Below are 21,865 nucleotides of genomic sequence, written 5' to 3'. Positions count from 1 at the left end.
ATCCGTGCAGCGCGGCGATCGGAGACAGAGCGGGCCCCGTCCACCGGCAGCAGCCGGCGGCGGGGCCTGAGTCATTGTGGGCACCAGGTCGAAACGAGAAGTAGTCAACTCGGACCAAGGAGGCCCCATCAGCTCCGAGACACGCATCAACGAACGCATCCGGGTGCCGGAAGTCCGGCTCGTCGGTCCCAACGGCGAGCAGGTCGGCATCGTCCGGATCGAGGATGCGCTGCGGCTTGCCCAGGAAGCGGACCTCGACCTCGTCGAGGTGGCCCCGCAGGCGCGCCCGCCGGTGGCCAAGCTCATGGACTTCGGCAAGTTCAAGTACGAGAGCGCGCAGAAGGCCCGTGACTCGCGTCGCAACCAGCACCTCACGGTGATCAAGGAACAGAAGCTGCGGCCGAAGATCGACCAGCACGACTACGAGACCAAGAAGGGTCACGTGTCGCGGTTCCTGGCGGCCGGAAACAAGGTCAAGGTCACGATCATGTTCCGCGGGCGTGAGCAGTCCCGGCCGGAGCTCGGTTTCCGGCTCCTGCAGAAGCTCGCCGACGACGTCACCGAACTCGGTTTCGTGGAGTCGTCGCCGAAGCAGGACGGCCGCAACATGATCATGGTGCTGGCACCGCACAAGAACGTGAAGCCCAAGGCCGTGAAGGCCGAGGCTCCCGAGGCGTAACGCCTCCAGCGCCGACCAGCACAGTCAGCGGCACACCGGGGCACCGGTGTGCCGCCGCACGAAAGAGGACAACCATGCCGAAGATGAAGACGCACAGCGGTACGTCCAAGCGGGTCCGCGTGACGGGCACGGGCAAGCTGCGCCGCCAGAAGGCCGGCCGGCGGCACCTGATGGAGAAGAAGTCCAACCGCCTGACCCGTCGTCTCGAGGGCACCACCGAGGTCGCCAAGACCGACGTCGGCCGCGTCAAGCGGCTGCTCGGGCGCTGAGCCCCGCCCCCACACACTTTCCCGACCACTCCGGGGTCCCCGCACCCCCCGAACCCGACAGGATGGACCAGTGGCACGCGTCAAGCGGGCGGTCAACGCCCAGAAGAAGCGTCGCGCGACTCTCGAACTGGCCAGCGGCTACCGCGGCCAGCGTTCGCGGCTGTACCGCAAGGCCAAGGAGCAGACGCTTCACTCGCTCAACTACGCCTACCGCGACCGCCGTGCGCGCAAGGGTGACTTCCGCCAGCTGTGGATCACCCGCATCAACGCGGCCGCCCGTGCCAACGGCGTGACCTACAACCGGTTCATCCAGGGCCTCAAGGCCTCGGGTGTCGAGGTGGACCGCAAGATCCTGGCCGACCTCGCGGTCAACGACGCCGCCGCCTTCACCGCGCTCGCCGAGCTCGCCAAGGCGAACATCACCACCGGCGAAGCGAAGTCGGCCTGACCGGCAGCTTTTTCCGACCCGGGGCGGCGCCGTTCACCGAACGGACCCCCCGGGTCGTTGCTGCGCGCAAGCTCACCCGGCGTGCGGAGCGTGAGAAGACCGGCCGTTTCCTGGCCGAAGGCGCCAACGCGGTCGAGGCCGCCCTCGCGCACGGCACAGTGCACGCGCTCTTCGCGACCCAGCGAGCTGCCGGCGCACATCCCGAGCTGCTCACCACCGCGGCCGAGGCCGGCGTGCCGGTATCGCCGATCACCGACCGCGCGGCGGACGGGCTGTCGGAAACCGTGACCCCGCAAGGCATCGTGGCGGTCTGCGCGGTGGTCGACCGTCCACTGGAGACGGTCCTCGCCGACGCCCGGCTCGTCGTGGTCCTCGTCGACGTCGCGGAACCCGGCAACGCCGGCACCGTGATCCGCGTGGCCGACGCCGCCGGCGCCGACGCGGTGGTCCTGGCCGGTGACACGGTCGATCCGCACAACGGCAAGAGCGTCCGAGCCGCCGCGGGCAGCACGTTCCACATCCCGCTGGCCCGGGCCCGCGACGTGGACGGCGTGCTCGTCGCCCTGCGAACGGCAGGCCTGCGCACGCTCGCCGCCTCCGGGCACGCGTCGACGTCCCTCGAGACCCTCCGCTTCGAAACCCCGGTGGCCTGGCTTTTCGGCAACGAGGCACACGGCCTGCCCGCCGAACTCCTGACCGCAGCGGACGAGACGGTCCGAATCCCCTTGTACGGCAAGGCGGAAAGCCTCAACCTGGCCACCGCCGCGGCAGTCTGCGTCTACACCACCGCAATGGCCACCTCTCACTGACCACCCTTCGCTTCTTTCGCCGGCGTCGAACAGACGGGATGCCCGTGTCACCCCGGCGCCAACCGCCCCGGCCGAGTCGAGTTCGAGTGCCGGAGGGAATACCGGACTTCCTGCGGCGATGCCTAGCCCAGGCAGTCGCCGATCTGCGCCGACCACCTGCGCCCGCCGGCCACCTGCGCCCGCCGGCCAGCTGCGCCCGCCGGCCAGCTGCGCCCGCCGGCCACCTGCCCCCGCCGGCCGTCGTACTGCGCGCCCCGCTTTCGTCCGCCCGAACGGTCCGGATCAGACGACGCCGAACCGATCGGCCGAGCGATCTTGTCCGCGGAACGTGCGAAAGAACGTCCGGCCAGATGGCCCGAGACGACCAGCACTCTCCGTCGGCCGAGGCGCCCCGCCCTCCGGGCGAGGCCAGCCCTTCCCCTCGCCGGCCTGCGCGCCCCGCCAACCCCGGCGGGAAAGCCCCCCGCGAGAACACCCAAGTCCGACCCACCGGATGAGAGACAGCCCCAACCCAGACACCCGGAACGCCCCCACCCCGCCCGGCAAACGCCTCCACCCCGCCCGGCAACAACCCCCACCCCGCACGGCAAACGCCTCCAACCCAGCATGGCAACCGATGTGGTCCGCGCAGGGCCTGCTGCCGACGCCCGCATGCGAGCCTCCTCCGACGAGCCGCCGAGTCCCCGCACCAGCGCCGCCTTGTTGGCCCGCTGCCAGGTGTCTGGCGCCGGGTGTGTCCAGCCATCAGCGCCCTGCGCCCTGCGACTAGTGCCCGGCCCTCATCAGCAGCTGATTACAGCCCGATACCCCACGCCCGACGCCCGGCGACTGGCAGTTGGTACCCGGTGACTGGTGCCCAGTGACTGATGATTACCGCCCGGCCCCGGAGCTTCGTTGATTACCGCCCGGTCCCCGGAGCTTGGCGGCCGACAATTGCCACTCGCGCCCCGCGCCGGCACGCGGCGGCTCACCCCGCGACTGTCACCCGCGCCGGCGCCCGCGCCCGGTGTGACTGGCGCCCCGCGCCGGTTGCCGGTGCTCGGCGACCAGAGCCCATCGCCAAGTGATTGGTATCCGGTACCCGGCGGCTGTCGCCCGTGGCTGGCAGCTGGTGCCTAGCGCGACTGGTATCCACTGCCCACTGCCCACTGCCCACTGCCCACTGCCCACTGCCCACTGCCCACTGCCCACTGCCCACTGCCCGGTGGCCCTGGCTGGTGCCCAGTGCCTTGTCACTGGTGCCCGTGACTGGTGGCCAGTGGCTGGTGGCCAGTGGCTGGTGGACGATGTGGTCAGCTGGCGTCGCTCGTGATCGCCCGTTCCTGGCTGGCCATCGCTCGTTCTTCCCGTCGCCTTATTGCACGCTCCGCGTACAAGACCGGGGTACCTGTTATTCCGGGGTACCTGGGACCGAGGGCAGCAGCCGATCTGTCTGTCACGCCGCCGGGCGGCGCCGTGGGGTCGTGCCTCTCGTTCTCCTCGACTTGTCCTCCTCGGCGACGCCTGGCCGTCCTGATTGCTCGGCGCGCTTCCGGATGCGCACCGTCCACAAGGAACACCGTCGGGTGATTTTGCCTCTGGCTGTGCGGTCTCGTGTGACTCTGTGTACTGAAAACGTCGCCCGCAGGGACGATCGCATCGCTCGTTTCGTCTTGTGACGGTGCGGGTGTCGCGAATCCACACCGGTGCCGGGCGGCGGGTGCGCATCGGGAGCGGACGTCCGGGTTCGGAGGGCCTCGTCCTGGTCTCACCCGATGTGCTGACCTCCGGCCCGGCTGCCCGGACCGCTGACCGGCGTCGGCAGGTGCAGGCGCCGAGCGGATCCGGCGCGGGCGCTCCGGAAACGGAGGGTGACCGGCCGGGGCCTGCGGCCGATCCCCTAGACTGAGCTGCCCGATGAGCACGTGTGGCGGCCTGCCCGCGTGCCGCCGACGAGACCAGTCCCAGCGGACGCCGAGGAGTCATGTCCGGAGCCACAGAACAGCCGGTCGACGTGCTCGCACCGGAGACCCTGCGTGCGGCGACCAAGGCGGCCGAGGAAGCCTTCGCCGGCGCGGCCGACCTGGACGCGCTCGCCGCCGTCAAACCGGCCCATCTCGGGGACCAGTCGCCGCTGCTGCTCGCGCGGCGTGAGATCGGTGCCCTGCCCAAGCAGGAAAAGGCCGATGCGGGCAAGCGGGTCAACGAGGCGCGCCAGGCCGTGCAGTCCGCGTTCGACCAGCGCCGTGCGGCGCTGCAGGCGGAGCGCGACGAGCGGGTGCTCCGCGAGGAGGCCGTCGACGTCACGCTGCCGTGGGACCGTATCCCGCGCGGCGCGCGGCACCCGATCAGCACGCTGTCCGAGCGGATCGCCGATGTCTTCGTGGGCATGGGCTACGAGGTCGCCGAAGGCCCCGAGCTCGAGGCCGAGTGGTTCAACTTCGACGCTCTGAACTTCGGCAAGGACCATCCGGCCCGCCAGCTCCAGGACACCTTCTACGTCGGCGAGGAGGACTCCGGCCTGGTGCTGCGCACGCACACCTCGCCGGTACAGGCCCGCAGCCTCCTGCACCGGGACCTCCCGGTGTACGTGGTGTGCCCTGGCCGCACGTACCGCACCGACGAGCTGGACTCCACGCACACCCCGGTGTTCACCCAGGTCGAGGGCCTCGCGGTGGACAAGGGCCTCACCATGGCGCACCTCAAGGGCACGCTGGACGCCTTCGCCAGGGCGATGTTCGGCGAACGCTCCAAGACCCGGTTGCGCCCGCACTTCTTCCCGTTCACCGAGCCGTCCGCCGAGGTGGACGTGTGGTTCGAGGAGAAACGCGGCGGCGCAGGCTGGGTCGAATGGGGCGGCTGCGGCATGGTCAACCCGAACGTGCTGCGCGCCTGCGGAGTCGACGCGCAAGTGTACTCGGGCTTCGCCTTCGGCATGGGCATCGAGCGGACGCTGCAGTTCCGCAACGGCATCCCGGACATGCGCGACATGGTCGAGGGCGACGTCCGGTTCACCCTTCCCTTCGGAACGGAGGCGTAGTGCGAGTCCCGGTGAGCTGGCTGACCGAACACCTCGACGTGGGTGACGAGGTCACGCCCCAGGACCTGGCCGACGCCTTCGTGCGGATCGGGATCGAGGTCGACGAGCTGAGCGGGCTCGGCCCGGTCAGCGGCCCGCTCGTGGTCGGGCGGGTGGCCGAGATCGAAGAGCTGACCGGCTTCAAGAAGCCGGTGCGCTACTGCCGCGTCGAGGTCGGCGAGGAGCCCGATCCCGAACCGGAAGAGCCCGAAGAGTCCGAAGAGGACTATGAGGACGACGACGAGCAGGACGGCCCGATCGAGAACGAGGGCCCGCACGGCATCAAGACCCGCGGCATCGTGTGCGGTGCGCGCAACTTCGCCGAAGGCGACCTGGTCGTGGTCGCCTTGCCCGGCGTCGTGCTGCCGGGCGATTTCACGATCGCCGCGCGCACGACCTACGGCAAGGTCAGCGACGGGATGATCTGCTCGGCCAAGGAGCTGGGCCTCGGCGACGACCACACCGGCATCCTCGTGCTGCCGCCGGGCGCCGCGAGCCCCGGCGACGATGCCCGGGAGCTGCTGGGCCTGGACGATCACGTCATCGAGGTCACGCCGACGCCGGACCGCGGTTACGCGCTGTCGGTCCGCGGTCTGGCGCGGGAGCTGTCCAACGCGCTCGACGTGCCGTTCGGTGACCCCGCGCTGCTGGAGGTGCCGGAAGCCGAGGGCGAGGCGTGGCCGGTGCGGGTGGAGGACCCGCAGGGCTGTCCCCGGTTCGTGCTGCGCCGGGTCACCGGGCTCGACGCGACCGCGCCGACCCCGTGGTGGATGCGCCGCCGCCTGATGCTGGCAGGCATCCGGTCCATCTCGCTTGCGGTCGACGTCACCAACTACGTGATGCTGGAGCTGGGGCACCCGCTGCACGCGTTCGCGACCGGCTCCGTCCAGGGCCAGCTGGTGGTGCGGCGGGCGAAGGCGGGCGAGAAGCTCACCACCCTCGACGACGCCGAGCGGGAGCTGGACGCCGACGACATCGTGATCGCCGACGACAGTGGCGTGATCTCGCTCGCCGGCACGATGGGCGGCGCGAGCACCGAGATCACCCCGGAGAGCACGGACGTGCTGCTCGAGGCCGCGCACTGGAACCCGGCGTCGATCAGCCGGACCGCGCGCAGGCACAAGCTGTTCTCCGAGGCGGCTAAGCGCTTCGAGCGGTTCACCGATCCGGCGCTGTGCGCGGCAGCGGTCGAGCTGGCCGCGCGGTTGCTCCGCCAGTACGGCGAGGGCGCGATCCGGCCTGGCCGCACCGATGTGGGCGGTGTCGCCCCGCACGCCCCGGTCACCATGCCGATCAACCTGCCGGACAAGGTCGCGGGGGTGCGCTATGAACGCGGCGTCACCGTGCGCCGCCTCGGCCAGATCGGGTGCAAAGTCCAGGTGAGTACCACCGACGAAGGCATTTCGGTCGTCACCGCGGTGCCGCCGAGCTGGCGGGCCGACCTCGTGCAGCCGGCCGACCTCGTCGAGGAAGTGCTGCGTCTCGAGGGATACGACAGCATCCCGTCGACGTTGCCCGCCGCACCCGCGGGCCGGGGCCTCACCGACACGCAGCGCCGCCGCCGAGCGGTTTCGCGCGCGCTCGCGGAGGCCGGTTACGTGGAAGTGCTGCCGTTCCCGTTCGTGAGCGACGCGGTGTGGGACGCCTTCGGCTTGCCCGAGGACGACGTGCGCCGCGCCACCGTGCGGGTGCGCAACCCACTCGAGACCGACCACGACCGGATGGCCACCACCCTGCTGCCCGGCCTGCTGGAGACGCTGCAGCGCAACGTTTCCCGCGGCATCAAGGACCTGTCGCTGTTCCAGGTCGGCCAGGTCGTGCTGCCGAAGCCGAACCAGCTCGCCGTGCCCGACCTCGGCGTGCAGCACCGGCCGAGCGACGAGGAACTCGCCGTCCTCGAGGAGGCGGTGCCGGCACAGCCGGTGCACGTCGCCGTGGTCCTCTCCGGAGAGCACTCCCGCGCCGGCTGGTGGGGCAAGGGAGACCAGGCAGGCTGGGCGGATGCGGTGCAGGCCGCACGGCTGGTCGCCGAAGCCGCCGGCGCGTCGGTGACGGTGCAGGCAGCGGACCTTCCGCCGTGGCACCCGGGCCGTTGCGCCCAGCTGCGCGTGGGGGACTGGCCGATCGGGCACGCGGGTGAGCTGCACCCGAAGGTGGTCGAGGCACTGGGCTTGCCACCGCGCACGGTCGCAATGGAACTCGACCTCGACGCCATCCCACTGCCCGACACCCGTCCGGCGCCCAGCATTTCGGCTTATCCACCGGTGCTGCTGGACGTCGCACTCGTCGCGGGTGCGGACGTGCCCTCCGCCGACCTTGCCGACGTGCTCCGCGAGAGCGCCGGCGAGCTGCTCGAGGAGATCACCCTCTTCGACGTGTACACCGGTGAGCAGCTCGGTGACGGAAAGCGGTCGCTCGCGTACAAGCTCCGCTTCCGGGCACCGGACCGCACCCTGACTGTCGACGAGGCCACCAAGGCGCGCGACGAGGCCGTCGCCGCCGCGGGCGACCGCTTCGGCGCCACGCTGCGCGCCTGACCGGTACCGCCCCCACCGGCCGCCGCACCACGCGGCGGCCGGTGGGGCGTACCGGCAGTTCAGCCGAGGTGCTTCAGCGCTTCCCGGGTGGACAGTGGTGACAAGGTGGGGTGGGTGCGGACGAACGCCCGCACCCAGGACGGGTCGGTGCGTGCGTGATCTCGCAACGCCCACCCGATTCCCTTGCGCAGGAAGAAATCCTCGTCGCCGACGTTCGCCTCGACGGCGGCGGTGAGCAGCGATTGGTCCACTTGGTCCTTGGCGCTGACCTGGCAGATCACCGCCGTGCGACGGCGCCAGCGATCGGCGTCGCCCGCCCAGCGCCGGACGATCGGGGTGACTGCCGCGCGATGTGCGCGCAGGATCGGGCCGATTCGGCGAATCGCCAGCTCGTCGACGTAGTCCCACCAAGCCCCGGTGACGATCAGTTCGTCGTAGACCGGCAGCAGTTCCGGATCCTGCCACTGTCGATAGCCGCGATGCCCGGAAAGCGCGATCGCGGCATAACGTTCCTCGCGGTAGCCCGCCTCCCGCCACAGCGTCAGCACGGTGTCGGTGAACGTCACCCGATCCGGCAAAGGATGCACGGCGAAGACCGCCTTGGTGAGCGTCGCGCGCGCCGGCTTCGGGACGCCCCGAAACGGCATCTCCGACTTCATGTACGCCTGCATCGCCGGCGCCCGGGTGGCGTCGGCCAGGTCGGCGAGCCCGCTTCGGACGGCCGCGACCAATTTGCTGTCCGCGCCCATTCGTGATCACCTCCGCTAGGTCGGCCCCCGGGGATCGGGGGACGGCGCACCCGGCGCCGGGACGGGCGAGTGTGCCGGGCTGCCGGTAGTTTCGCCGAATTCGGGTCGCCCTCGGACGAAAAGGACCACTGTGAGGAGAATCGCCGCTGTCCTCGCCGCCACGGCTTTCGGCGCCGGCGCACTGGCTGCCGCACCTGCGGCCGGCGCCGGACCGGCCGCCGGACCGGGGTACACCCCGGCGCCGATCAGCTGGGCTCCGTGTACCTCGGGCACACTCGCCGGCTCGGGCGCCGAATGCGGTTTCCTGGTCGTCCCGATGGACTACGCACAGCCCGGCGGTGCGCAGGTGCGGATCGCCGTGTCGCGGATCAAGCACACTGCGGCGCAGTACCAGGGCGTGATGCTGGTCAATCCCGGTGGTCCCGGCGGCTCCGGTCTCGGCCTCTCGAGGCTCGGCAAAGCCGTGCCGGAGCACGCCGGCGACAGCTACGACTGGATCGGCTTCGACCCGCGCGGCGTCGGCGCCAGCGAACCGGCCATCACGTGCGACAAGAACTACTTCTCCTACGCCCGCCCGCGGTACGTGCCCTCGGCTCCGGGGGACGAGCGCACGTGGCGGGCGAAGGCGAGCGGCTACGCCAAGGCGTGTGCCGCGAACGGACCCTTGCTGGACCACGTGAAGACCACCGATGTCGCCGAGGACATGGAAAGCCTGCGCAAGGCCCTCGGCGAACGCCGGATCAACTACTACGGTTTCTCCTACGGGACCTACCTCGGCCAGGTCTACAGCACCCTTCACCCGGACCACGTGCGGCGCATGGTGCTGGACGGCAACGTGGACCCGCGCAAGGTCTGGTACCAGTCGAACCTCGACCAGGACGTCGCCTTCGACCGCGCGGTCAAGGTCTACTTCGACTGGGTCGCGAAGTACGACGGGATCTACCACCTCGGCAAGACCGGCGCCGAGGTCGAGAAGCTCTGGTACGACCAGCAGGCACGGCTGGACCGGTCGCCGGCGGGCGGCGTGCTCGGCGGTGACGAGTGGACCGACGTGTTCCTCCAGGCCGGCTACTACGTGTTCGGCTGGGAGGACATGGCCAAGGCCTTCGCCGGCTGGGTGCACCAGGGCGACTGGCAGCCGCTCAAGGACCTCTACGACCAGTCGAACCCACCCGGCGACGACAACGGATACGCCGTGTACAGCGCGGTGCAGTGCACCGACGTGCCGTGGCCGCGGAACTGGAACCGCTGGCGCCTCGACGCCTGGCGGACCCATTTCCGCGCGCCCTTCGAGACCTGGGGCAACACCTGGTTCAACGCCCCCTGCACGGAGTGGCCCGCCAAGGCGGGGCAGCCGGTGCACGTCGACGGCAGCAAGGTGGGCGGGGCTCTGCTGATCAGTGAGGAACTGGACGCGGCCACGCCTTATGCCGGCAGCCTCGAGGTGCGCTCTTTGTTCCCCCGATCGAGTTTGATCAGCGCGCCCGGCGGGACAACGCACGCCGGATCGCTCTCCGGCGTCGCCTGCGTGGACGACAAGGTGGCCGGCTACCTCGCGACGGGCGCATTGCCGAAGCGCACCGCGGGCGAGGGCTCCGATGTCCAGTGCCAGCCCGTGCCACCGCCGGTGCCGGATGCTTCCGGCGCACAGCAGAAGGCAGATTCCCCGGCACAGACGGCGAAACAGCGCGCGCTCGCCGACTTGCCACGGTTCTGAGTTCCTCGCGGTGTCCCGGCCCGGTCCGCCGGGCCGGGACACCGCGCGTCTTCGCTCGTCCACCGATCCCCCTCGGTAGTCCTTCGTGGTCGCCGAAGACGCTACGGCGGGGGTCCGACAATTTCGGAACGCGGTCACCCGATCGCGCTAGGTGAGTAAAAAGTGTCGGGGGTCGCGGCTACCTTCGCCGCCATGACGATCATCCAGGAGCACCGGACCGAGATCCGGGCAGGAGACATCCAGTACCAGGTCGCCGTCATCACCCGCACCGACGGTGGTGAGCCCGACCGGGTCACCATCACCGTCGGCGGTGAACGGACCGACGGCGAACCCGTTGCCGAGGGCAGACTCGATCTCGACGTGGCGTCGGTGCCCACGGTCGCCGAACTGCTCGGCACCAGCCTGCGCACCTTCGCCGGGGGTGGTGCCAGGCGAAGACCCCGCAGCCGTCCCGCGCGGCAGGGGCAGCCGTGGTCCGACGAGATGGACGCCGAACTCGAGGCCCGCTGGCTCGACGGAGCATCGATCGGCGACCTGGCACGCCATTTCGCGCGCACACCAGGGGGTATCCGGGCTCGGCTGCCACGGGTCGGCTGCGATCCGGAACGGCCCGGGAACCACCTGCCGACGCCGCCGAGTCTGCGCGAGGCGGAGGAAGGGGTGGATTGAGCTGGGTCCGCCGGGTGCGCGACCCGGACATCGGACCACGGCCGCACCGGAGTGGACGGCGGCTCGAAGGCAGCGCGCGGAGCGGATGTTCCGCCGGCGCACGGGTGGGCTGCGGCCCGGTCCGGCGCAGGTGGTGCCAGTTCCGCGGACTCGACGTCGGGAAGGGGCGATCGGGGTGGGCAAACCCTGTTTGTTTGAGCTTGCACGCTCGTGCATAATCATTCGTATGACGGTGAAGATCGCGGTGGCCGGAGCGAGCGGGTACGCCGGCGGCGAACTCCTGCGCCTGTTGCTGACCCATCCCGAGGCCGAGATCGGTGCGCTGACCGCGGCAAGCAGTGCGGGGACCACGCTGGGCACGCACCAGCCGCACCTCGCACCGCTGGCAGGCAGGGTGCTGGCGGACACCACTCCGGACACCCTGGCGGGCCACGACGTGGTGTTCCTCGCGCTGCCGCACGGCCATTCTGCCGAGATCGCGGCGCAGCTCGGGCCCGATGTGCTGGTCGTCGACCTCGGTGCCGACCACCGGCTCGCCGATCCGGCCGACTGGCGGCGCTGGTATTCCGGGGAATACGCCGGGCAGTGGCCCTACGGGCTCCCGGAACTGCCGGGGGCCCGCAAAAAACTGGCCGGTACCAAGCGGATCGCGGTCCCCGGTTGTTTCCCGACCGGTGGTTCGCTCGCCCTGGCGCCCGCGCTCGCCGCGGGCCTGGTCGAGCCCGTGGTCACCGTGGTGTCGGTCACCGGCACGTCCGGGGCGGGCAAGAGCCTGAAGCCGAACCTGCTCGGTTCGGAGGTCATGGGCAGCGCCAGGGCATACGGGGTGGCCGGCGCGCACCGGCACACTCCGGAGTTCGCGCAGAACCTGTCGGCAGTGGCGGGTGAGCGGGTCACGGTGTCGTTCACCCCGGTACTCGCGCCCATGCCGCGCGGCATTCTCACCACCGCGAGCGCTCCGCTCGTGCGGGACGTGGACGAGGCGGCCGCGCGCGAAATCTACCAAAAGGCCTACGACACCGAGCCGTTCGTGCAGGTACTGCCGGAGGGCGCGTGGCCGACGACCGCGGCCACGGTCGGTTCGAACAACGTCCAGCTACAGCTGGGCGTCGATGCCGACGCACGCCGTTTGGTCGTGGTCGCCGCGATCGACAACCTGACCAAGGGCACCGCGGGCGGTGCCGTGCAATCGATGAATCTGGCGCTCGGTTTCCCCGAGGCCACCGGACTTTCCACCGTGGGAGTGGCACCGTGACCGTCACCGGCCCCCAGGGCTTCCGCGCCGCCGGCGTCGCCGCCGGGATCAAGGCTTCCGGCGCACTCGATCTCACGCTGGTCGTCAACGACGGCCCGCTCGACGCGGCGGCGGGTGTGTTCACCCGCAACGTGATCAAGGCCGCACCGGTGTTGTGGTCGCAGGAGGTACTCAAGCAGGGGAAGCTGAAGGCCGTCGTGCTCAACTCCGGTGGGGCGAACGCGGCCACCGGGCCCGGCGGGTTCCAGGACACCCACGCCACCGCGGAAAAAGTCGCGGAGCTGCTGGACACCGGGGCGATCGGGGTAGCGGTGTGTTCCACCGGACTGATCGGCGAACGGCTGCCGATGGCCGCCCTGCTGTCCGGTGTGGACAGTGCGGTGAAGGCACTCGATACGACGCCGGGCGCGGGTCTCGCCGCGGCCGAGGGCGTGCTGACCACTGACAGCAAACCGAAGGAAGCCTTTGCCAGGCACGGAAACGGGTGGAGCGTCGGCGGGTTCGCGAAAGGCGCGGGCATGCTCGCCCCGAATCTGGCGACCATGCTGTCCGTGCTGACCACGGATGCCGTGGTGGACAAGGAAACCCTCGACCGGGCACTGCGTGCCGCCACGCACGTCACGTTCGACCGGCTCGACGTCGACGGTGGCACGTCCACCAACGACACGGTGCTGGTGCTCGCCTCGGGGGCGAGCGGGGTCGAACCGTCCGAGGCGGAGCTGACCGAACTCCTCGCCACCGTCAGCCACGACCTGGTCCAGCAGCTGCGTGCCGATTCCGAAGGCGCGACCAAGGACGTCGACATCACCGTGCGCGGTGCCGCTTCCGAGGCGGACGCCATCTCCGTGGCACGCACCATCGCCGAGGACAACCTCGTCAAGACCGCGTTCTTCGGCTCCGACCCCAACTGGGGCCGGATCGCGATGGCGCTCGGGCGGGCGCCGGCGAGGCTGGATCCCGAGACCCTGTCCATCACCATCAACGGCGCCACGCTCTTCGCCGCAGGCACCACCGCGGAGGACCGCTCGGCCGCGGACCTGTCCGGCCGGGCCATCGACGTCGTCGTGGACCTGGGGGTCGGTGCCTCGGCAGCGACGATTTACACCACGGACCTGTCGCACGGGTACGTCGAAGAGAACAGCGCGTACTCCTCATGAGCGGCACCGAAGGACTGGTTTCCGCGGACGAGCGGCTCGCGACCGCCGCCGAGAAGGCCGGTGTGCTGATCGAGGCCCTGCCGTGGCTGCAGCAGTTCCACGGCGCGACCGTGGTGGTCAAGTACGGCGGCAACGCGATGATCGACGACGAGCTGAAGGCCGCCTTCGCCGAGGACATGGTGTTTCTGCGGTTGGCGGGACTGCACCCGGTGGTCGTGCACGGCGGCGGACCGCAGATCACCGCGATGCTCTCGCGCCTCGGCGTGCCGGGGGAGTTCAAGGGCGGACTGCGGGTCACCACGCCGGAGACCATGGACATCGTGCGTATGGTGCTCGTCGGACAGGTCAGCCGGGAGCTGGTCGGCCTGATCAACGCGCACGGGCCCTACGCGGTGGGCATCTCCGGCGAGGACGCGCGGCTGTTCACCGCCGAGCGCAAACAGGCCACTGTGGACGGTGAACCGGTGGACATCGGGCTGGTCGGCGAGGTGGCCGCGGTCAACCCGGACGCGGTGCTCGACATCGTGAACGCCGGACGCATCCCGGTGGTCTCGACGGTGGCCCCCGATGTCGACGGCGTGGTGCACAACGTGAACGCCGACACCGCGGCGGGCGCACTCGCCGCGGCACTCGGCGCGGAGAAGCTCGTCGTGCTCACCGATGTCGAAGGCCTCTACGCCAACTGGCCGGACCGGTCTTCGCTGATCGACCGGATTTCCGTCGACCGGCTCGAGAAGATCCTGCCGGAACTGGCCAGCGGCATGATCCCGAAAATGGAGGCGTGCGTGCGCGCAGTGCGCGGCGGGGTGCGCGGCGCCCACGTGATCGACGGCAGGCTGGCGCATTCGGTACTGCTCGAGGTGTTCACCTCGCGTGGTGTCGGCACCATGGTCCTGCCCGAATCGTCCCCTTCCGGAACGGAGCACCCGTGACCACCTTGAAGTCCAATGAGGACGGCCGGCAGCACTGGCAGTCGGCCGTGATGGACAACTACGGCACCCCCGGCCTCACCCTGGTCCGCGGCGAAGGCGCGCGGGTGTGGGACGCCGACGGTGCGGAGTACCTCGACCTCGTCGGCGGCATCGCGGTCAACGCGCTCGGCCACGCCCATCCGGATGTGGTGCGCGCGGTGACCGAGCAGATCACCAGGCTCGGGCACACGTCGAACCTTTACGTGAACCCGGTCGCGGTCGAACTCGCCGAGACCCTGCTCGACGTCGCGGGCTTGCCCGGCCAGGGGAAGGTCCTGTTCGTCAACTCCGGCGCCGAGGCCAACGAAGCGGCGCTGAAGATCAGCAGGCTCACCGGCCGCGGCAAGATCGTCGCGGCCGAGGGCGCGTTCCACGGCCGCACCATGGGCGCGCTGACCCTCACCGGGCAGCCCGGCAAGCGGGATCCGTTCGCACCGCTGCTGCCGGGGGTCACGCATGTGCCCTACGGCGATGTCGAGGCGCTGCGCGGCGCGGTCGACGGCGAGACTGCCGCGGTGTTCCTGGAACCGGTGCTCGGCGAGGCCGGGGTGTACCCGGCGCCGGACGGGTACCTCCAGGCCGCACGGGAAATCACCAAGGCCGCCGGTGCGCTGCTGGTACTGGACGAGGTGCAGACCGGCATCGGCAGGACAGGCACCTGGTTCGCGTTCCAGCAGACCGGGATCGTGCCGGACGTGATCACTCTCGCCAAGGGCATCGGCGGCGGGCTGCCGCTCGGTGCGGTCATCGGCGTCGGCGCCGCAGGGGACCTGCTCAAACCCGGGCACCACGGCACCACGTTCGGCGGCAACCCGGTGTGCTGCGCGGCCGGGCTGGCCGTGTTGCGCGCGATCACCCGCGACAACCTGCTCGACCACGTCTCCTCGCTCGGCAAGGACATCGTCGCCGGGGTGGAAGCGCTCGGCCACCCGCTCGTCAGCGAGGTCCGCGGCAGCGGCCTGCTGCTCGGCATCGGCCTGCGTGAACCGGTCGCCGGTGCCGTCGCCACGGCCGCGCAGGCGGCCGGATACCTGGTCAATCCCGTCGCTCCCGACGCCGTCCGCCTCGCCCCGCCGCTGGTGCTCGACGAGCAGCAGGCGAGCGGTTTCCTCGCCGCCCTCCCGGGCGCGCTCGACTCCACCACCACCACCACGAAGGACGCCGACTGATGCTCCGCCACTTCCTCCGCGACGACGACCTCACTCCCGCCGAGCAGGCCGCACTGCTCGACCTTGCCGATCAGCTGAAGGCCGATCCGCTCGGCACGAAGGCGCTGGCCGGGCGCACCGTGGCGGCGATCTTCGAGAAGAACTCCACGCGCACCCGGTTCTCCTTCGAAGTCGGCATCAGCCAGCTCGGCGGGCATCCGGCGATCGTCGACGGCCGGTCCATGCAGCTCGGTCGCGAGGAGACCATCGAGGACACCTCGCGGATGCTGTCGCGGTACGTCGACGCCGTCGTCTGGCGGACGTTCGCGCAGAAGCGCATCGACGCGATGTCCTCGGCGGCGACGATCCCGGTCGTCAACGCGCTCACCGACGAATTCCACCCCTGCCAGGTGCTCGCCGACCTGATGACCGTCCGCGAGCGCAAGGGCAAGCTCGCCGGGCTCACGCTGACCTACCTCGGGGACGGCGCCAACAACATGGCGCACTCGCTGCTGCTCGGCGGCACCACTGCCGGGATGAACGTGCGGGTCGTGTCCCCCGAGGGATTCCAGCCCGACCAGAAAGTGGTGCTCGACGCCAAGCAGCGGTCCACCGAGACCGGTGGCAGCGCCGTGGTGTACACCGATCCGCATCAGGCGGTCGAGGGCGCGGACGTGCTCGTCACCGACACCTGGACCTCGATGGGACAGGAGAACGACGGCCTCGACCGGGTCGCCCCGTTCCGGGCGCTGCAGATCAACACCGAACTGCTGAAGCGGGCCGCGGACGAGGCGATCGTGCTGCACTGCCTTCCCGCGCACCGGGGCTGGGAGATCACCGACGAGGTCATCGACGGTCCGGCCAGCGCGGTGTGGGACGAGGCGGAGAACCGGCTGCACGCGCAGAAGGCGCTGCTGGTCTGGTTGTTCGGGCAGTCCGGCCGGTGACCGGCAGCCGAGTCGGCCGCCAGGCTCGGATCACCGAACTGGTGTCCACGATGGCCATCCGCAGCCAGACGGAGCTGGCGAAGCTGCTCGCGGCCGAGGGGATCGACGTCACACAGGCGACGCTGTCGCGCGATCTCGACGAGCTGGGCGCGGTCAAGCTCCGCGGCGCCGATTCCGGGGCGCCGGTCTACGTCATTCCCGAGGACGGCAGCCCGGTCCGCGGCGTCCAAGGTGGTACTTCGCGGTTGTCGCGGCTGCTCGGCGAACTGATGGTGTCCGCCGACGCGTCCGGCAATCTCACCGTCCTGCGCACGCCGCCGGGGGCCGCGCAGTTCCTTGCCAGCGCCATCGACCGGGCAGCGCTGGAAGAGGTCGTCGGGTCCATCGCCGGGGACGACACAGTGGCGGTGATCGCTCGGGAACCACTCAGCGGACGGGATCTCGCGCAGCGCTTCACCGCGCTCGCGCAGCGGCCGGCCGAACCGTCCGAAGAGGACGAGCCGTGATCCGCCGGGTCGTGCTCGCCTACTCAGGCGGGCTCGGCTCCACCGTCGCCCTCGGCCTGCTGGCGCCGCAGGCCGACGTCCTCGCCGTCGTGGTCGATTTCGGCACCGGGGACGTCGATCTCGGTGCAATCCGCCGACGCGCCTTCGAGTGCGGGGCAGCGGACGTCGTGGAGGTGGAGGCACGCGACGAGCTCGCCGACGGCTACTGTTTGCCTGCCCTGCAGGCGAATGCCGTCGTTCTCGGCTGCTACCCGCTGGTGGCGTCGCTGGCGCGTCCGGTGCTGGCCGGGCACCTCGTTGCCGTGGCTGAGAATCACGCCGCGTCGGCGGTCGCGCATGGCGGGGACGGAGTGCTCACCACGACCGTCGCCGACCTCGCGCCCGGCCTCGACGTGCTCGAGCCGGTGACCGATCGCGACGACGCCGTTCGATACGCCCGCGAGCGCTGTCTACCGGTCGGCGGGCCGCAGGTATCGACGAAGCGCACGTTGTGGGGCCGGGACGTCGATGCCCCGGTGCTCGTCGACCTGTCACGGGCACCGGGCGCGGTGTTCTCGTACGTCGAGGACGCTGCGGTGAATTTCGACGCACCTGACGAGGTTGTAGTCACTTTCGAACGAGGCGTGCCGGTAGCGCTCGACGGCGAGACGGTGAGCGTGGCGGAAGCCGTTCAGCGGCTCGGGCATCGGGCCGGTGGTTACGGGTTCGGCCGGTTCGACCTCGACCTTGCCGGGGGCGGGCGGGAAAGCTACGAGGCGCCGGGTGCGGCCGCGCTGCTCACCGCGCATCGGGAGCTGGAAGCCGTGACGCTGGACCGCGATCTGGCCCGGTTCAAGCGTGGGATCGACCGGCGGTGGACCGAGCTGGTGCAGGACGGATCGTGGTTCTCGCCGCTGCGGGAGCCACTCGACGCGTTCGTCCGGCAGGCGCAGGAGCGCGTATCCGGCGAAGTGCGGCTGGCGCTGCACACGGGCACCGTCGCCGGAGAGCGCGGCGTCCCCGGGCGGCGCGCTCGTCCGGCCGGGCGGCGGTACCGTCCGGTGACCGGGCAGACTCCGCTGGGCAGTGCCCAGCATCCGACTCCACAGGCGTCCTGAGACGCCGGATTCAGAAAGGCAGAACGTGAGCGGGAAAGACCAGCCGGTGCAGCTGTGGGGTGGCCGGTTCGCCAGTGGCCCTGCCGAGGCGATGGCGGCGCTGAGCGCATCGACCCACTTCGACTGGCGCCTTGCGCCTTACGACATCGCGGGTTCTCGCGCGCACGCCCGTGTGCTGCGCAAGGCCGGGCTGCTCACCGATGCCGAGCTGGCCGGCATGCTCGCGGCGCTCGACGCACTCGCGCACGACGTGGAGTCCGGTGCATTCACGCCGACGATCGCCGACGAGGATGTGCACACCGCGCTCGAACGCGGTCTGCTCGAACGCGCCGGTGCCGAGCTGGGCGGCAAGTTGCGGGCAGGCCGGTCCCGCAACGACCAGGTGGCCACGCTGTTCCGGATGTGGCTGCGTGACGCCGCCCGCCGCGTCGTCGCGGGCACGCTCGACGTAGTGGACGCGCTGGTGTCGCAGGCGGCCCGGCACCCGGACGCGATCCTGCCCGGCCGCACCCACCTCCAGCATGCGCAGCCGGTGCTCTTGGCGCATCACCTGATGGCACACGGGCAGGCGCTGCTGCGCGATGTCTCCCGGGTGCGCGACTGGGACGCGCGCACCGCGGAATCGCCGTACGGCTCGGGCGCGCTCGCCGGATCGTCGCTCGGTCTGGATCCGGAGGCGGTGGCCACCGAGCTGGGTTTCGACACGAGTGTGGAGAACTCGATCGACGGCACCGCGTCGCGCGACTTCGTGGCTGAGTTCGCGTTCGCCGTCGCGATGCTCGCGGTGCACCTGTCCAGGATCGCCGAAGAGGTGATCATCTGGAACACCGCCGAATTCGGCTACGTCACGCTCGACGACGCGTGGGCCACCGGCAGTTCGATCATGCCGCAGAAGAAGAACCCGGACGTCGCCGAGCTGACCCGGGGCAAGACCGGCCGGCTCATCGGCAACCTCACCGGACTGCTGGCCACGTTGAAGGCGCAGCCCCTGGCGTACAACCGCGACCTGCAGGAGGACAAAGAGCCGGTTTTCGATTCGGTCGAACAGCTGGAGCTGCTGTTCCCGGCGATCGCGGGCATGCTCGGCACGCTCACCTTCCACACCGGGCGGCTGGCCGAGCTGGCTCCCGCCGGGTTCACGCTGGCGACCGACATCGCCGAATGGCTGGTGCGCCAGGGTGTGCCGTTCCGGGTGGCGCACGAGGCCGCGGGGGAGAGCGTGCGGGTGGCGGAGTCGCGTGGCGTGGGGCTCGACGAACTGACCGACGAGGAGTTCCAGGCGATCAACCCGGCGCTCACTCCGGCAGTGCGCGAAGTGCTCACCGTCGAAGGCTCGGTGCGTTCGCGCAACGCACGCGGTGGTACCGCACCGGAGCGGGTCGCCGAGCAGCGGGAGCGCCTGGCCGAGCGCGCCGCCGAGTACCGGCAATGGCTGAAGTGAACCGGGCGGTCCCGCCTGGTTAGGCTGGACGGCGAACGAGGGGAGTGCGCGTGGACGACCGGTTGTTCCGGCGCGAGGAACTGGCACTGGACCCGGTCGACCTGGCTCGGCTGTTGCTCGGCGCGGTCTTGGAGGCGGAGACACCCGAGGGGATCGTCGGGGTCCGCCTGGCCGAGGTGGAGGCCTACCGGGGTCTCGACGATCCGGCCTCGCACTGTTACCGGGGCAAGACCCCGCGCAATGCGGTGATGTGGGGCCCGGCCGGGCACCTCTACGTGTACTTCGTCTACGGCATGCACTTCTGCGCGAACGTGGTGGGCACCGAGGACGGCCAGCCGGGTGCGGTGCTGCTGCGCGCCGGCGAAGTGGTCGAGGGGGCCGGGCTGGTACGGGCACGGCGCCCGAACGCCAGGGGCAACGGTGAGCTGGCCAAGGGGCCGGCGATCCTCACCTCCGTTCTCGGGCTCGATCGCGCGCAGAACGGTGCGGACCTCACCGATCCCGCGTCGCCGGTACGGCTGAGGAGGGGAGAACGAGTGCCCGCCGAACGCGTGCGGGTGGGCCCGCGGGTCGGCGTGGCGATGGCGATGGACACCCCGTGGCGGTTCTGGATCGACGGCTCGCCCGCCGTGTCCACCTATCGCCGCGGTGGGAAACGGCGGCAGGTGCGACCCGCGGGTTAGTCGATTGACCTGGTGCGGGAGGATCTACAGACGTGAGCGAGCACATCCTTGACGAGCTGTCCTGGCGCGGCCTGATCGCGCAGTCCACCGATGCCGACGCCCTGCGCCGAGAACTCGACCAGGGCCCGCTCACGCTCTATTGCGGATTCGACCCGACCGCACCCAGCCTGCACGCGGGCAACCTCGTACCGCTGTTGATGCTCAAGCGGTTCCAGCGGGCCGGGCACCGGCCGATCGTGCTGGCCGGCGGCGCGACCGGGATGATCGGCGATCCCCGTGACACCGGGGAACGCACCCTCAACACACTGGACGTCGTCTCCGAGTGGGCAGGCCGGATCCGCGGGCAGCTGGAGCGGTTCGTGGACTTCGACGACTCGGTGACCGGGGCGATCGTCGAGAACAACCTGAACTGGACCGGCCGGCAGAACGTGCTGGAGTTCCTGCGGGACGTCGGCAAGCACTTCCCGGTGAACGTGATGCTCAACCGGGAGACGGTCAAGCGCAGGCTCGAGACCGACGGGATGTCCTACACCGAATTCAGCTACCTGCTGCTGCAGTCGCAGGATTACCTGCAGCTCTACCGGCAGTACGGATGCAAGCTGCAGGTGGGCGGTTCGGACCAGTGGGGCAATCTGGTCGGCGGCGTCGACCTGATCCGGCGGGTGGAGGGCGGCACCGCGCATGCGCTGACCGCGCCGCTGGTCACCGACGCCGACGGGCGCAAGTTCGGCAAATCCACCGGCGGCGGCAACCTGTGGCTCGACCCGGAGATGACGTCGCCGTACGCCTGGTACCAGTACTTCGTCAACGTCGGGGACGCCGATGTGATCCGGTACCTGCGCATGTTCAGCTTCCTGCCGGAGGAGGAGATCGGCGCGCTGGCCGAGGACACCGAGCAGCGGCCGCACCTGCGTGCCGCGCAGAAACGCCTGGCGGAGGAGTTCACGAACCTCGTGCACGGGGAGGACCAGACGCGGCAGGTCATCGCGGCCAGCCAGGCGCTGTTCGGCCGCGGCGAGCTGGGTGAGCTCGACGCCAGGACGCTCGACGCAGCGATGGCCGAGGTGCCGACCGGTGAGGTCGCCGCGGCCGAGGCGGACGGGCCGACGATCGTCGATCTGCTGCTCGCCGCGGGGCTGGTGGACAGCCGGGGCGCTGCGCGGCGCACCGTCAAAGAAGGCGGCGCGTACGTGAACAACGTGAAGATCGCGGACGAGCAGTGGCAGCCGTCGTCGGCGGACGCCCTGCACGGCCGTTGGCTCGTGGTGCGGAAGGGCAAGCGCAACGTGGCCGGCGTGAGTGTCGGGGCCTGACTCCGGCCAGCGGTTCGGAACAGGGGCTGACCTGCGGAAACGTAGTTAAGGTACCCCCCTGTTTGGGGTCTTGGGTGGTCATGTAAAGTTCTTCAAGTCGCCAGGGAGACCGGGTGGCTGCGGGGCACGAACCAAGCTCTCACTGGAAGGTGATTGAGTGGGTGTCTCTGGATAAAACTGCTAGGAATGGTTGCTTCGGTTGGGGCTGGGCCTGAGGGTTCTGGTTTTTTCTGGGGTGTGTTGCTTGAGAACTCAACAGTGTGCTAGTGAACTAAGCCAGTAGAGTTTTTTTGTTTTTGGAGAATCCTCGTTGGGTTTTCTTTGAGTTTGATGTGTAGTCATTGGTTGAACTGTTCATTGTTGGAGAGTTTGATCCTGGCTCAGGACGAACGCTGGCGGCGTGCTTAACACA

General features: G+C 70.2%; 19 protein-coding genes. 18 read left to right on the top strand and 1 reads right to left on the bottom strand.

The genetic code is table 11. From position 1 onward, the window contains the following. The first annotated feature begins 76 nt into the window (after positions 1-76). The 6 genes from infC (at position 77) to pheT (ending at position 7,800) form a co-directional block, all read left to right on the top strand. A complete protein-coding gene (gene infC, locus ABD793_RS38185; protein WP_344868412.1) occupies positions 77-679 on the top strand; it encodes a translation initiation factor IF-3 in 603 nt (200 codons plus the stop codon). Positions 680-753: 74 nt separating this feature from the next. Continuing rightward, complete coding sequence (gene rpmI, locus ABD793_RS38180) at positions 754-948, top strand: 50S ribosomal protein L35 (RefSeq protein ID WP_344868411.1); 195 nt, start codon at positions 754-756, stop codon at positions 946-948. A gap of 70 nt (positions 949-1,018) precedes the next feature. Beyond that, positions 1,019-1,396, top strand: coding sequence for a 50S ribosomal protein L20 (gene rplT / locus ABD793_RS38175; protein WP_344868410.1), 378 nt, complete (start codon positions 1,019-1,021; stop codon positions 1,394-1,396). Continuing rightward, positions 1,393-2,205 (top strand): TrmH family RNA methyltransferase, encoded by an 813-nt coding sequence (locus tag ABD793_RS38170; RefSeq protein ID WP_344868502.1) that lies wholly within the window; start codon positions 1,393-1,395, stop codon positions 2,203-2,205. Before rplT ends, ABD793_RS38170 begins: the two co-directional genes overlap by 4 nt. 1,963 nt (positions 2,206-4,168) lie before the next feature. Next, on the top strand, positions 4,169-5,224 hold the full coding sequence (pheS, locus tag ABD793_RS38165; protein WP_344868408.1) for a phenylalanine--tRNA ligase subunit alpha: 1,056 nt from the start codon (positions 4,169-4,171) through the stop codon (positions 5,222-5,224). Continuing rightward, a complete protein-coding gene (pheT, locus tag ABD793_RS38160) occupies positions 5,224-7,800 on the top strand; it encodes a phenylalanine--tRNA ligase subunit beta (RefSeq protein ID WP_344868406.1) in 2,577 nt (858 codons plus the stop codon). The genes pheS and pheT overlap by 1 nt, the downstream gene beginning before the upstream one ends. A 59-nt stretch (positions 7,801-7,859) precedes the next feature. Here pheT and ABD793_RS38155 read toward each other — a convergent pair whose 3' ends face one another. Continuing rightward, positions 7,860-8,549 carry a DNA alkylation repair protein gene (locus ABD793_RS38155; protein WP_344868405.1) on the bottom strand — a complete coding sequence of 230 codons (690 nt, stop codon included), beginning with the start codon at positions 8,547-8,549 and terminating at the stop codon, positions 7,860-7,862. A 130-nt stretch (positions 8,550-8,679) separates the two neighbouring features. Here ABD793_RS38155 and ABD793_RS38150 point away from each other — a divergent pair, with 130 nt between their 5' ends. From ABD793_RS38150 to tyrS, 12 genes are all read left to right on the top strand, one after another. Further along, a complete protein-coding gene (locus tag ABD793_RS38150) occupies positions 8,680-10,266 on the top strand; it encodes an alpha/beta hydrolase (protein ID WP_344868404.1) in 1,587 nt (528 codons plus the stop codon). A 192-nt stretch (positions 10,267-10,458) separates the two neighbouring features. After that, complete coding sequence (locus ABD793_RS38145) at positions 10,459-10,935, top strand: helix-turn-helix domain containing protein (RefSeq protein ID WP_344868403.1); 477 nt, start codon at positions 10,459-10,461, stop codon at positions 10,933-10,935. A gap of 226 nt (positions 10,936-11,161) precedes the next feature. Continuing rightward, positions 11,162-12,190: an N-acetyl-gamma-glutamyl-phosphate reductase gene (gene argC, locus ABD793_RS38140; protein WP_344868402.1), complete on the top strand. Its 1,029-nt coding sequence runs from the start codon at positions 11,162-11,164 to the stop codon at positions 12,188-12,190. Beyond that, entirely contained in the window at positions 12,187-13,347 is a 1,161-nt protein-coding gene (gene argJ / locus ABD793_RS38135) for a bifunctional glutamate N-acetyltransferase/amino-acid acetyltransferase ArgJ (protein ID WP_344868401.1), read from the top strand. Before argC ends, argJ begins: the two co-directional genes overlap by 4 nt. Further along, on the top strand, positions 13,344-14,279 hold the full coding sequence (gene argB / locus ABD793_RS38130; RefSeq protein ID WP_344868399.1) for an acetylglutamate kinase: 936 nt from the start codon (positions 13,344-13,346) through the stop codon (positions 14,277-14,279). Before argJ ends, argB begins: the two co-directional genes overlap by 4 nt. Beyond that, positions 14,276-15,487 (top strand): acetylornithine transaminase, encoded by a 1,212-nt coding sequence (locus ABD793_RS38125; RefSeq protein WP_344868398.1) that lies wholly within the window; start codon positions 14,276-14,278, stop codon positions 15,485-15,487. Before argB ends, ABD793_RS38125 begins: the two co-directional genes overlap by 4 nt. Continuing rightward, positions 15,487-16,413 (top strand): ornithine carbamoyltransferase, encoded by a 927-nt coding sequence (argF, locus tag ABD793_RS38120; protein WP_344868397.1) that lies wholly within the window; start codon positions 15,487-15,489, stop codon positions 16,411-16,413. The genes ABD793_RS38125 and argF overlap by 1 nt, the downstream gene beginning before the upstream one ends. Next, positions 16,410-16,919, top strand: coding sequence for an arginine repressor (locus tag ABD793_RS38115; protein ID WP_344868396.1), 510 nt, complete (start codon positions 16,410-16,412; stop codon positions 16,917-16,919). Before argF ends, ABD793_RS38115 begins: the two co-directional genes overlap by 4 nt. Next, on the top strand, positions 16,916-18,016 hold the full coding sequence (locus ABD793_RS38110) for an argininosuccinate synthase domain-containing protein (RefSeq protein ID WP_344868395.1): 1,101 nt from the start codon (positions 16,916-16,918) through the stop codon (positions 18,014-18,016). The genes ABD793_RS38115 and ABD793_RS38110 overlap by 4 nt, the downstream gene beginning before the upstream one ends. 25 nt (positions 18,017-18,041) lie before the next feature. After that, positions 18,042-19,457, top strand: coding sequence for an argininosuccinate lyase (gene argH / locus ABD793_RS38105; protein WP_344868394.1), 1,416 nt, complete (start codon positions 18,042-18,044; stop codon positions 19,455-19,457). Between the two features lie 44 nt (positions 19,458-19,501). After that, a complete protein-coding gene (locus ABD793_RS38100) occupies positions 19,502-20,140 on the top strand; it encodes a DNA-3-methyladenine glycosylase (RefSeq protein WP_425548840.1) in 639 nt (212 codons plus the stop codon). Between the two features lie 32 nt (positions 20,141-20,172). After that, positions 20,173-21,453 (top strand): tyrosine--tRNA ligase, encoded by a 1,281-nt coding sequence (gene tyrS / locus ABD793_RS38095; protein ID WP_344868391.1) that lies wholly within the window; start codon positions 20,173-20,175, stop codon positions 21,451-21,453. The last annotated feature ends 412 nt before the right edge of the window (positions 21,454-21,865 follow it).

Source organism: Amycolatopsis ultiminotia (assembly GCF_039536925.1).
Taxonomy (GTDB): domain Bacteria; phylum Actinomycetota; class Actinomycetes; order Mycobacteriales; family Pseudonocardiaceae; genus Amycolatopsis; species Amycolatopsis ultiminotia.
The sequence above is the reverse complement of the archived record's forward strand: the minus strand, read 5'-3'. Positions and strand labels throughout refer to the sequence as shown.